The 12610-nt window shown below is 64.0% G+C and carries 8 protein-coding genes; 6 read left to right on the top strand and 2 right to left on the bottom strand.

The window, feature by feature from the left end; translation table 11 throughout:
* Positions 1-91 precede the first annotated feature (91 nt).
* Positions 92-2848: an MJ0042-type zinc finger domain-containing protein gene (locus tag IPV69_RS05680; RefSeq protein WP_206293950.1), complete on the bottom strand. Its 2757-nt coding sequence runs from the start codon at positions 2846-2848 to the stop codon at positions 92-94.
* Between the two features lie 998 nt (positions 2849-3846).
* Between IPV69_RS05680 and IPV69_RS05675 the strand changes: the two genes are divergently transcribed.
* The 3 genes from IPV69_RS05675 to IPV69_RS05665 all read left to right on the top strand — a co-directional run bounded on the left by IPV69_RS05675 (position 3847) and on the right by IPV69_RS05665 (position 6857).
* The gene (locus IPV69_RS05675) at positions 3847-5082 is read left to right on the top strand and encodes a M16 family metallopeptidase (protein ID WP_206293949.1); all 1236 of its coding nucleotides are present in this window, start codon (positions 3847-3849) and stop codon (positions 5080-5082) included.
* An 84-nt stretch (positions 5083-5166) separates the two neighbouring features.
* A complete protein-coding gene (locus IPV69_RS05670) occupies positions 5167-6387 on the top strand; it encodes a M16 family metallopeptidase (protein ID WP_206293948.1) in 1221 nt (406 codons plus the stop codon).
* A gap of 53 nt (positions 6388-6440) precedes the next feature.
* A complete protein-coding gene (locus tag IPV69_RS05665; RefSeq protein ID WP_206293947.1) occupies positions 6441-6857 on the top strand; it encodes an Ig-like domain-containing protein in 417 nt (138 codons plus the stop codon).
* Between the two features lie 10 nt (positions 6858-6867).
* Here the strand turns inward: IPV69_RS05665 and IPV69_RS05660 are convergent, their stop codons facing one another.
* Positions 6868-7887 (bottom strand): UbiA family prenyltransferase, encoded by a 1020-nt coding sequence (locus IPV69_RS05660; RefSeq protein WP_206293946.1) that lies wholly within the window; start codon positions 7885-7887, stop codon positions 6868-6870.
* 143 nt (positions 7888-8030) lie between these two features.
* Here IPV69_RS05660 and alr point away from each other — a divergent pair, with 143 nt between their 5' ends.
* The 3 genes from alr to IPV69_RS05645 all read left to right on the top strand — a co-directional run bounded on the left by alr (position 8031) and on the right by IPV69_RS05645 (position 12554).
* Positions 8031-9275, top strand: coding sequence for an alanine racemase (gene alr / locus IPV69_RS05655; RefSeq protein ID WP_206293945.1), 1245 nt, complete (start codon positions 8031-8033; stop codon positions 9273-9275).
* Between the two features lie 290 nt (positions 9276-9565).
* Complete coding sequence (locus IPV69_RS05650) at positions 9566-10456, top strand: ImuA family protein (RefSeq protein ID WP_206293944.1); 891 nt, start codon at positions 9566-9568, stop codon at positions 10454-10456.
* Positions 10457-10493: 37 nt separating this feature from the next.
* A complete protein-coding gene (locus tag IPV69_RS05645; protein ID WP_206293943.1) occupies positions 10494-12554 on the top strand; it encodes a Y-family DNA polymerase in 2061 nt (686 codons plus the stop codon).
* The last annotated feature ends 56 nt before the right edge of the window (positions 12555-12610 follow it).

The following is a 12610-nucleotide window of genomic DNA, read 5'->3' as shown; positions in this document are numbered from 1 at the left end:
CGCTGCGACTGCGCGTGGATGCCTTCGACGCTCCGGTAGCTCCATCCCGGCACTTCCGTAGCCCTTTCGTTCCGGTGGGGCTTGCACCTGCTCAGCCCGGCTTCGTCGCCGGCTTGGCTGTCCGTGCCTTGATGTTGTCAATCGCCTGCTTCGCCGCTTCCTGGGTGACGACGTCGCGCTTGTCGCGGCTGGCGCGGCCGAGGACTTCCATGCTTTTCATCGACCCGACTTCCGTCAGGATTGCGACACATCCCGCCCGCACCTTCGGGCCGTCTTCGGTATTGTTCGTGAAATAGATGTTCAATTGGCGGATCGCCTCGTCCTCGGCGATCGGGCCCATCCGGATCAGAATGGGCGTGACTTTTTCCGGGGCCAGCGGCATCCATTTCATGACGATGTTGACCGTCAGCTTGTCCTTGCTGCCGCTGATCGCGGTCAGCAGGTTATCCCGCCGGCTTGGAAACAACTTCGGATCGTTCAGCAGCGGCGCGAGCCGGGCTGATGTCTTGTCGCCGGGCCAGGCGGCCAGCGCATTGGCCGCGGCCTCGGCCTCAAAGCCGAATCCCTTCTCCTGGATGATCGTGTCTTCCAGGATCGTGGCGACTTCGTTCCTGCGCTTGTCGTTGGGCGGCGACATTTTCGCGAGCCGCTCGAAAGCGGCCTTCCGCTTGAAGGTATCGGTGCCCTTCATGTCCAGCAGAACCTCGGCGACCTCGTCGAATGCACCGGGCTTCATCTTCTTAAGCAGCGCCCGCACCGCACCGGCGACATGATCGTCGGCGTGCGACGCCATCGACTCGACCTGCGGCAGGCCCTTATCACTGATCACGAACGGAAGCAGGTCGGCGGCGGCCCGGCGGGTCCGCATGTCGGCACTCGACAGCAGGCGAATGACGATCGGCTCGGCGACGACCGGGTTCTTCCGCAGGATCGCCGACACCGCTTCGGCGTCTTCACCAATACGATCGGCGACGCGTTCCGGGGCGAAGGGATCGACCGGTGGCTCGCCGGCGCGCTGCGGCCGAAGCGTACGGGCGGAGAGGTCAAACAGATCGTACGCCTGCAAGTCGTCGCCGCGCGACTGCGATCGCATGACGATCCAGTTCGATCCGTCGAGCAGGATGTACTCGACGAATCGCTGACCGAGCGCTGATTCGCCTTCGAGCTTCGTCGCGGGCAGTCCGCCGAGCGTTCCGTAAGTCGATTTCGCGTTGGCGTTTGCCTCGACGTAATAGAGTCCGTCGCGCTCGGCCGCGGTCCGCTGGAAGGGGCGGGTCAGCAGCCAGGGGCGAAGCTGCCTGTCGTTCTTGCGGGGCACGGACGAGAGGCTGAAGCTTTCGCCGCGGGACTGGCCGGCCGTCCACTGGTACCGGGAAGGGTTGCTGGTGCGAAGGTCCATGCGGGCATCGGCGGCAGGCCGGATGAAGTACTTGCCGAAGCTGACTTCCTCGCCCAGCGCCGCAACGCCGTTGGCCGGCGGCGCGAACTCGGTATCGGCGACAACGGGCTTAAAGATCTGCGGGTCGGGCTGCTCGGTCGGCAGGGCGTTGATCTTCTGGAGGATCGACTTGTGTAGTTGGTCGATGCTGCCCCACTCCGGCCGCGCCCGCAGCGGGCCGGTCGCACTAGCGACCTCGGCCCGGAGGGTGGCAAAGTCGCGCTCGACGGACTCGCGGCCGGCGTTGTCCAGGTTCCGCGCGTCGAATGCCTCCAGCCGCCGCTGCAGCGACTGGGCGCGGGTCTCCATCGGGTCGACGGGTGGCGGCGGGGGTTCGGTCGCACCGCCGCCAGAACTCGGTGTTCCGGACGGCCGATAGCCGGGCGGCCTAGAGCCGCGCAGGTCGGCCAGTTCCTGGTCGCGCTTCTGTTCCTGTTCGGCGTTGATCGCCCTCTGTGCATCGGCTGTCGATTGCACAATACCCGCCGCCGCGACAATGCCGGACATCGTGATCGAAACAACGATTCCGACGACAAAGAACACGCACGTGAACCCGTACGCGACGAGCGCCTCGCCGATCATCAGCTCGAAGATGTTCTTGAGGGCATAGAACGCGAGCGCAAGGATCGATACGAGCAGGATCAGCCGCAGCGCCATATTGGCCGGAAGCAGGATGTCGCTCCCCAGTAGTACGACCAGCGGAAGCGCGCCGACCCCGGCGGCCCGCATGTAGCCGGCACCGGGCAGCTCGAACTTCATGATCTTCGACGCGATGAAGACGGCCAGCAGTACCAGCGGGGCGACGATCACAAAGTGCGAGACGGCGAACGTGATCACCATGATCCAAACCGCGTTCTTGGCGGCTTTGATCTCCAGGGGGTGAGTGCCGGGTTCGGCTTTGTCGGTGACATGGGTCAGCCCCATGTACAGCACAACCGCCAGACCGACGAAGAAGCACAGGAGCAGAATGGGGGTCAACGAGTCGAGCCCCAGGGACTTGGTCGTGTTGGTGCGCTTGCGCGGCGGCGGCGCAAAGGTGTACGGCGTCGCCGGTGCCGCGGGTGCCTGACGGACCGACATTGCCGCGCCCGAATACATCGGCCCGCTGGTTTCGGGCGGCGGCGCGGTGCCGGCCTCAAGGAGCGACATCGCCGCGAACGGGTCGTCGTTTTCCTCCATGCGCGGGCGCGGGGGCGGCGTTTGGATGGTTGGTGCAGCCGTGCGTGGAGCGACCCGGGGTGCGGCAGGAGGCGGGCTGGCCGGCGGGGCACTGGTCAGCCCGGCCGACTGCCCGGCGGCCTGAGCCACAAAAACCGTCCCGCACTCCTTACATTTCACCTTCTTGCCGGCGGACTTCTCGTCCAGGCTGTACCGGCGCTGACAGTTGACACATTGGACGAGCAGTGGCATTCGGACCCCTTCTTCGACCTGTACGAGACACCCGATTCGACGTGCGGCTTGGTGATTTTGCCGAAGGACATGCGGCTCGTCAAAGGGGAAAGTGTCGCCGGGATTCGGCACCGCCACGGACAGGCTATGGGCGCCAGCCTAGGGGTTCGAACGCGGGTAACGATGTCCGCCGATCTAAGGGGTTGCCGGATGGAGGTTCGATTTCACCACGAAATCACGAAGGGCGCGAAGGACACCAGGTACCGCGAGAAATGCAGCCGTTTCAAAGGGTGCGTTCATCTCCCGATGCTTCTTCGTGGCCTTCGTGCTCTTCATGCACTTCGTGGTGAAACCGGTCTTCCGGAGAACCGATTCGCCCACCAACCGGTCTGCGGGATCAGCCATCGTCTGCACAGTTTGTGCTCGGCGTTTCAAATTGCGAGTGTACGCCGACCAATCTGTTGACCGTACAAGATGCTAACATATAATGACAGGATTGGGTTGACGACGCAACGCGGTCGGATGCTTTTCCGCGGTGATGGTAACCGCGCGGCGGTTCAGCGGAACTTGAAGACGCTGCACATAAGGCAATTAAGTGATATGGCCCATTGGTCCGGGCCTATCGCCTAAGAAGGCTCATCCAATGTTATTCAGACAACATTGTCGAGTTCGTTCGGCGAGGGAGTCGATCGCGTCTTGGGTTCGTTCGGCTGAATAGATCGCTACGAAGTGAGCCGTCTTCCGCGTCGTATCCGACTGGATATCGCACACTTGCTTCCTCGGGTTCGTTTGGCGATGTCGGGTTCGTTCGGCGATCTTGGGTTCGTTTGGCGTTCGGGCGATCATGGGCTCGGTCCACTTTCGCCCGGGGCGTCGCCGCCTATAATCGACTTCAACCGGATCATGTCAGATTGTCATGGTCGCAGGTTTGGGTGAAGGACGGCTGGTGGAGCCGCTGCTTTGGAGTGAAACTGATTTCGCCGCGGGTCGCGACTCGCCGGGCGAAAGGAGCCGCCGAATTGGCCGAACGCTTTTTCCAGCATGTGTTTCCGAACGGTCTGACCCTGCTCGCCGAGCGTATGCCGGCGGTGCAGTCGGCGGCGATGTCGTTCCTGGTGCCCGCCGGGACCAGCAATGACCCTGCCGACGCCGGTGGATCGGCTAACGTCCTGTCAGACCTTATTTTGCGAGGTGCCGGGAAGCTCGACAGCAGAGAGTTGACCGACCACCTTGATCGGCTCGGCCTTCAGCGGTCCAGTTCGTCGGGCTTGTATCACACCCGGCTGGGCTGCGCGGCGTTGTCGTCGCGGGTGATGGCGGGGTTACCCACCTACGCCGACATCGTCCGCCGGGCCCATTTGCCCGAGGACGGGTTTGAGGCCGCCCGCGACCTGTCGTTGCAGGCGATTGCCGGCATCGACGACGACCCGAAGCAGAAGATGCTGATCGCGCTGCGCGAGCGGCACTTCCCGTTCCCGTTCGGCCGAAACTCGCTGGGTGTGGAGTCGGAGCTGAAGGCGTTGACCGTCGACCGCATCCGTCAGGATTATGCCAAGCGGTTCCATGCCCGCGGAGCGATCCTGTCGTTCGCCGGCGACGTGGACTTCATCACGCTCAAGTCGGAGGTCGAACGACTGTTCGGTGACTGGGATGGGTCGCCGATCATCACGCTGCCGGGCAAGCCGGCTGTCCGCGGCGTGCATCATCAGGACCAGCAGAGTGAGCAGACCCACATCGGCATCGCCTGGCCGAGCATCCTCGAGACCGACCCCGACTATTACACCGTTCGGTTGGCGGTCGAGGTTCTCAGCGGTGGGATGAGCGGTCGGCTGTTCACCGAGGTCCGCGAGAAGCGCGGGCTGGTGTACAGCGTCTGGGCCGGCTACAGCAGCCTGAAGGAGGTCGGTTCGATCTTGGCGTACGCCGGCACGAGCAACGACCGCGCCCAGAAGACACTTGACACCATGCTCGCCGAGTTCCAACGGCTGACCGAAGGCGTAACGCCCGCCGAGCTACAGCGGGCCAAAACGGGTCTGAAAGCCGCGACGATCATGCAAGGCGAGAGCAGTGGCGCCCGTGCCGGGGCGATCGCACACGACTGGTTCATCCGTGGCCGCATTCGCACACTGGACGAGATCAAGGACGCGATCGACAGCGTGACGGTGGAGAAGGTGAACGCGTACCTGAAGGCCAACCCGCCGGGGCCGTATACGATCGTGACGGTGGGGCCGAAGCCGTTGGAAGTGGGTCGTTAACGGTTGCTTGATTTTTCGACATGCGAAGAAGCCTGCGAACGCCGCGCCCGACAAGTAAGCAGTAACAAGAAACCAGTAACCAGCATGCCTCTCACTTTCCAACACCATCGCCTTTCCAACGGCCTCGACATCGTCGCCGAGATCAACCCCGACGCGCACTCGTTCGCGGCGGGGCTGTTCGTTAAGACCGGCTCGCGCGATGAAGCGCATGACGTCAACGGCGTCTCCCACTTCCTTGAACACATGATGTTCAAGGGATCGGACAAGTACGGCTGGGAAGACGTCAATCGTATCTTCGACGAGATCGGCGCACGGTATAACGCGTTCACCACGCAGGAAATGACGGCGTACTACGCCAACGTTCTGCCGGAGTTTTCGGAGCGCGCGGTCGAGCACCTGTCGCACCTGTTGCGGCCGGCGATTCGAACCGCCGACTTCGACACCGAAAAGAAGGTGATCCTGGAAGAGATCGCGATGTATCTCGACGATCCCGGTCATCGGGTTTACGAAAAGCTGATGGAAGTGCACTTCGGCAAGCACCCGCTGGGCGCGAGTATCCTGGGCTCCGCCGAGGCGATCACCGCGCTGAAGCGCGACCAGATGGCCGACTACTTCAAGGCGCGGTACGGGCCGAAGAACATGGTGCTGTCGGTGACGGGACTGCTCGATTTTGAGCAGGTTGTCGATTGGGCGAAGAAGTACATGGGCTCGTGGGAGCCGGTCAACGCAAAGCGCGACCACAGCCAGCCGACGGTGGCGGGTCTGTCGGAAAAGCTGACGGATCCAAAGCTCAACCGGCAATACACGATGGGCATGACGCCCGGCCCCAGTTCGCAGGATGATCGCCGGTTCGCGGCCCGCGTGCTGTCAGATGTCATCGGCGACGCCGAAGGCTCGCGGTTCTATTGGGCGCTGGTGGACAACGCGATCGCGGAAGACGCCGACTTCGGGTTCTACCCGCACGACGGCTGCGGCAGTTTCTACATCTCACTAACGACTTCGCCCGACCGTTCGGACGAGGCGCTGGGGATCGCGAAGAAGGAACTGGAGCGGGTGAAAACCGATCTGAGCGACGACGAGATCGAGCGCGCCAAGAACAAGATCGCCAGCAGCCTGGTGCTCGGCGGCGAGATCCCCATGGGCCGCATGCGGTCCATCGGCAGCCAGTGGCTCTACAACGAAGAGTACCGTTCGCTGGAAAAGGACATGGCGACGCTGGAAGCCGTCAATCGGGAGACGATGCACGACCTGATGCGGCAGTTCCCGTTTGAGCCGATGACGATTGTGACGCTTGGACCTGGGTGAATGCGATCAGCACGCTTGCCAATTCGGTAAGTGGGAAGAGCCAAGGAGAATGAGTGAAACCTTTCACGAGCAAGGTGATCGGTGTCTCGATTGGGTTTTCTGCGCTTGCCTTGATGGTTGCGCTTTTTGTCGTTGGTCTGATGGACTTTACGGGCAATGAAGACTTCCTATTAAGGGGGAAGGTTGTCGATGACGGCGGACAACCCGTTTCGGGTGTTGCTGTAAGCGCGATTGTTCTTGTCGATACGCACAATAGCCCAGTGAAGGTTCCCTGGGGTGGATCAATTGCGAGCGAACCCGTAAAGGCGGTGACCGATGCATCGGGCCAGTTCGAGATCGGAGGTAGAGGGTACGGCCTAACCGTGGGACTCCAGAAGCATGGCTTTGAAGGTCTAGATCGGCACTACAAGCTTCACAAGGACGTGGAAATCAAGGCGCCAATCACCTTTGTCCTAAGAACGAAGGATTGATGACTCCGAATCACGCCCCGGCACGCTTGAAATCCGGCCGGTGCGAGGCGGCGACGAGCTTGCTCCACGCCCGCATGACCTTGACCGAGCCGTACGCCAATGGCAGCAGAAGCAGAAGCGCCACGCCCGCCGCCCAGTGAACGTAGAGACCGGCGAAGAGGGCGTCGTAGACGATGAGCCAGAGCAGGCCGTAGAGCATCGTCGCCTGTCCGGCCTCGCGGCTGGAGCCGGCCTGGCGATGAACGCGAGTGGCCATTGCGATGAACGCGACCGAGCCGAGGACCGGGCCGATCAGTCGCCAGTCGAGTCGGAGGTTGTCGAGAAAGCTGCCAGGGCCGTTGGTGCCGATGAACCAGATCGCCGCCGCGTCGATGGTGGCGAGGGTGAAGAAGACGCCGGCCCAGTGCTTGATGTTGAGAGCCGGGCGTTTCTCCTCCCACGCGTAGCAGACAGTGGAAAGAATCGCGACGTGGTTCAGCAGCCAGAGGGGCTGCCAGAGCAGGGGATGAAACGGTGCCTGCGCCTCGGCCGACGGAATCAGCGCCTGGCAGAACCGTACCAGGCCGAGTGTGACCAGCCCCGGGCCCACGAGGTACTTGCCGGCGGCATCGTAGAACCAGATGAGTGCCAGGGTCGCGGCTGCCAGTGCGAGACTTGGATTGGGCCCGCCGCTCGTGCGAAAGAGCGCGGCGGAACCGAGGGACAACAGCAGCAGCAGGGTGCAGACGGTAACGGCCGCCGCGACGGAGACCTTCCCGCTCGGCAGCGGCCGGCCGGGCGAGATTCGGGCGTCGCGCCTGCGATCGATGATGTCGTTGAGCGTCATCCCGAAGCCGTACAGGCCGATCGAGACCAGTGCGATCGTTCCCAGACGCCAGGGATCGAGCCACTGCAGCAGGCCTGCATCAGGCCGGCCGTGCGCCTCCCAGAGGAGCAGGCCGCACCAGGCATCGGCGATCGCGGTGAACACCAGCGCCATGCGGGTGAGCTGGAGCAGCGTGAGCAGTCGTTGTGACCAGGGAGGCGGCATGGGTGGCAGCAGTTTACGCGGTGTAGCCGACGATAGGAATCATCCTGGGGATATAGTGAATCGGATGTCGTGGCGATATACTGCGGCCCCGAAAGGCCATGGCATGGACGCCGTGACCGGCTCGTTGTCGAACCCCTCATCGCATGGACGCGACCCCCACCATCGATATCCGTCATACCCTGGGCGAACCGCGCGTACTGATCTCGCGACGGTCGCTGCTGCACAACGCCGGCGTGATTCGGCGAGCCTTGTCGCCGGGTGTCCGGCTGTGCGCGATGCTCAAGGCAGATGCTTACGGTCACGGGGCGCTGATCGCCGCCGACACGCTCTGCAACTTCTGCAACGACGGCAGCGGCAAGCCCCCGGCGGATACGATCGCTGTCGCGAGCATCGACGAGGCGATGGCGCTTCCCGACCTGCGCGTGCCAGTGCTGGTTTTCCGCCCGCTCGAAAATGCCTTCATCGGCCGGCAGCGGCTGAAGATCGAAGAGGCGATTCGTCACGGCTGGGTGCTCACGGTGTGTTCGTTGTCGGGCGTGGAAGACATCGCCCGGATTGCCCTGCAGGTGGGCCGAAGGGCCAACGTGCAGGTGATGGTCGACACGGGCATGGTGCGATCGGGCGTCGATGTGGCCGCGCTGCCCGGAATGCTTCAGCACATCGAGGCTCGGCCGTCGATCAAACTGTGGGGCATCTGCACGCACTTCGCTTCGGCGGAGAATCCCGAGAGTGCGTTCACACTGGAACAGTCGCGACGATTTCATTTGGCGACCGATCCTGTCGGGGCGGCGTATGGCGGGCGATTGACGCGGCATGCGGCCAACTCCGGCGCGTTGTTTTTCCATCGCACCACGCATGCCGACATGGTCCGCCCGGGGCTCGCGCTGTATGGCATCGATCCCTCCGGCCGCCCGACGATGGATCGTCCGCTCAAGCCGGTGCTCAAGTGGCTGGCGCCGATCGTCGGCATCCAGGAGGTGTCGGCGGGATCGACCGTCGGCTACGGCCAGACCTGGTGCGCCCGCCGACCGACGCGCGTCGGCCTGCTGCCGATCGGCTATGCCGACGGCTACCCGCGCAGCTTCTCGAACGGCGCGAAGGTGTTGCTGCACGGCCGGGCGGCGGCGGTCATCGGGCGGGTAAGCATGGACATGACCACGGTCGACCTGACCGATCATCCCGATGCGCACGTGGGCGAGGAGGTGACATTGCTCGACGACAACCCGCTGTCGCCGGTGAGCGTGTACGAACTGGCGCGGTGGTCGAACACGATCCCCTATGAGATTCTGAGCCGCATCGGCGCGCGGATTAAGCGCGTACCGACCGATCCGGAAGACGCGCCGTTTGAGGAAAGCGAAGCAGAGACGTCGGATCAGGACTTCACTTGAAACAGGGCTTCATGTGACAGGACGACCGATTGTTGAAGGGGCATTCTGAGCACACGCTGGTACTGACCTCTGCACTCGGCTGCCAATCCGCCGTAGTGCCTGCTGGCATTGCGCTCATCCCCGGACAGTCATCCAAACATCGGGCAGTAGCATTGCTTTTCCCGTCGTGGGTACCTCGTTGGCTTCGCCACGAATGATCTCGGCGTGTTTGACGGCTGTTGAACTCACATTTCGGCCAATATTTGACGTTGCCGCGATCCGTCCATTAACCTAACAATGGAGTCGTGGCCATGAAGATTGTAACTGCCCATCAAGGCATCCTTCGCACCGTTCGCGTGGACGGATTGCGGGGAAGATCGGCAGAACCCGCCGACCTGACCCTTGCCGAGCCGGATTGGGCCGACGGCGTGGCAGCTTCACCTGCCAGGCCGGGAACGTTCCAGACCGGGCTGGCACTGCTCGATGCGGCAGCGCCCGGCGGCGCGTTCGAACTGGGCGTGGTGCACGAACTGCTCTACCCGCCCCGGGGTTCGCCGCCGCGAACGTTCGCGTTGCTGCTGGCGATCGCGGCGGCGCGAGCACGGGCCGGACCGGTCATCTGGAGCGACCCGCAGGCCACGCTCTACCCGCCGGCGATCGCACGGGCCGGGCTGCCTTTGGATCGGCTGCTGATCCTGCGGCCCAGGTCGCCGGCGGACGAGCTCTGGGCGGCGACGCAGTGCATGCGCTGCCAGGGCGTCGCCGTCACGATCGTCGAGCCGGGGCGGCTCAATCGCGTGCAGGCCCGACGGCTGCAACTGGCGGTCGAGAAGGGCGGCGGCACCGGATTGCTGCTGCGGTCCGACCACAACGCCGCCGACTACGCCGCCGCCACAAGATGGCTCGTGCGGCCCGAACCCTCTGTAGGGACACACGGCCGTGTGCCCGATTCGCCGGTGATTCGTCACGGGCACACGGTCGTGTGCCCCTACGCAGCAAGTCAGCGTTGGAGAGTGGAACTCGTTCACGGCCACGGAGGGCGACTACGCCAGGCCATCATCCTGGAGGTGAGCCGTGAAGTCGTACGAACAACCGAACCCGACGGAAGTCCATCCCCTTTCCCCGCGCCACATCCTGTGCGTGCGATTGATCCAATGGCCGATCGACCGGCTGCGCAGGGCGCGGCAGCGCGAACGGCGTGAAGCGATGGGTGGCATGGGCAAGCGAGTACGCTTGCCCATGCCACCCAGCCGCCAATCTCCCCCGATCGATCCTCGACGATCGACTGTCAATCATCCCCTCGTTCTCTTCCAAGATGTCGCCTCCCGGCAACTCGTCACGACCGCCTGCGAGCAATCCCGGGCGGCGGGCATCCGCATTGGCATGACACTCGCCGAGGCGCGGACGATGTGTCCGGGTCTGACGCACGCCCCGGCCGATCCGGATCTCGACCGCCGGGCGCTCGAGGCCCTCGGCCGCTGGATGACCCGCTTCAGCCCCGTCGTCGCCGTCGAATCCCCCGACCGCCTGCTGATCGATCTGACCGGCTGCGAACGGCTGTTCGGCGGGATCGAGCCGATTCGACGGCGCGTGGTCGATGTTCTGCAGCGGATGCGCATCACGGCAAGGGTCGCCGTCGCCCCGACGATCGGCGCAGCCTGGGCGATGACCCATGGCATCGTCCGCGACACGGGCCTTGCGCCCGCATCCGAATCGGCAAGCCTCGGGTGCCATGGGCTGGCGTACTCGCCTGCCCGTGGCGGCGTCACGGCAGCCACGCCCGCCACGGGCAGCGGCGTACCGCAGCCCATGGCACTCGAATCGAGCGCCCCCACAACGCCGCCTGCTTCCCCCTTCATCCTTCGGCCTTCATCCCTCAGCCTTCTTCCCACAACCTCCCTTCGCCTTGCTTCATCCACCCTCCTCACCCTGCACCATCTCGGCGTAGAAACCATCGGCCAACTGCTGGCGCTCGATCGGCCGTCGCTGCTGGACCGCTTCGGGCCGGAAGTTCTGCTGCGGATCGATCAGTTGCTCGGACGAGCCCCGGAAATGCTCCGCCCGCTGGAGTTCCGCACGCCCCTCCGCGCCGTGATGGAGTTCGACGGCGCGGTGACGGCGATCGAAGCGATCTGGGAAGTGCTCCGCCGGCTGGTCGACGAACTGACGCAGCAGTTAGCCCGCGTCGGCGGGGGGGCCAGACGGGTGGAAGCCGAGTTCCGCCGGGCTTACTCGCCGCCGGTCACGCGAACGATCCTGCTGTCGAAGGCATCGCGGGAGGCGAAGAATCTCTTCGGCTTACTCCGCTGCGCGACGGAGAACCTGGATGTCCGCGACGGCAAAGACATCAACCACGCCGCCGATGGCTTTCACTGCGACGGCTTCATCGCGATTTCGCTGGCGGCACCCGCGTGGGAGCGGATCGCCGACGAACAGTGGGCGATGGACGGCCAATGCGAGCAGGCGTCGGCGGGGGAAGTCGCGAGGCTGGTGGAAGTCTTAAGTGTTCGTCTCGGTCCGCAGTCGGTCGTCAGGATGATGCTTCACGAATGCCACCTGCCCGAGCGGGCGTATAAAACGATCGATGGCGTGCGGGCGGATTTGACGCCGGTCGAGGTCACGCCGTTACAGAAAAAGACGAAGCGGCGGGGCAAGTCACGGACGTACGGACGGGCACCAAGACGTATGCAGGCGGCGAATGAAAGGAACGCAGAAAATCCGGGTGCCATGGGCTGCGGTACTCCGCTGCCCGTAGCCGCCGCGTTACGCAAACCCGCCACGGACAGGCGAGTACGCCAGCCCATGGCACCCGAGCCCTCCGGCGTTTCATCCTTCATCCCTCATCCTTCAGTCTTGGCTTCTCCTCCTCCATCCTCGGATTCGCCCCTGCGCCTGGCCGATCCCTTCGCTGACTGGCGACCGGTCATCCCCGACCTGCCGGAAGGCGCCGACGATCCCGATCGCACCGACACGCCGCAGATTGCCGCGCCCGATGAGTCATCGTCGCACATCCCGCTGGCGGCCCGGCCGGTGCGTCTGTTGCCCACGCCGCGGGAACTACGGGTGATGTCCGCCTCCGGCGAGCCGGGTGAAGAGCAATGGCCGATGACATTCGCCGACGGACGGGAGACCTATCGCGTCCTGCACACGATCGGCCCCGAGCGCGTCGCCCCGATGTGGTGGGAAGGGCGAGACAAAACACGCGACTATTACGACATCGAAACCGCCGAGGGCAAACGCTTCTGGGTCTTCCGCGTCCCGCAGACGGGACGGTGGTTTTTGCACGGAGACTGGGATTGACACACAGCGATGGTCACACCTTTGTCAGACCGGATTCACCACGAAGGCACGAAAGG

Origin of the sequence: Humisphaera borealis (assembly GCF_015169395.1) — a bacterium.
GTDB lineage: Bacteria > Planctomycetota > Phycisphaerae > Tepidisphaerales > Tepidisphaeraceae > Humisphaera > Humisphaera borealis.
The sequence above is the reverse complement of the archived record's forward strand: the minus strand, read 5'-3'. Positions and strand labels throughout refer to the sequence as shown.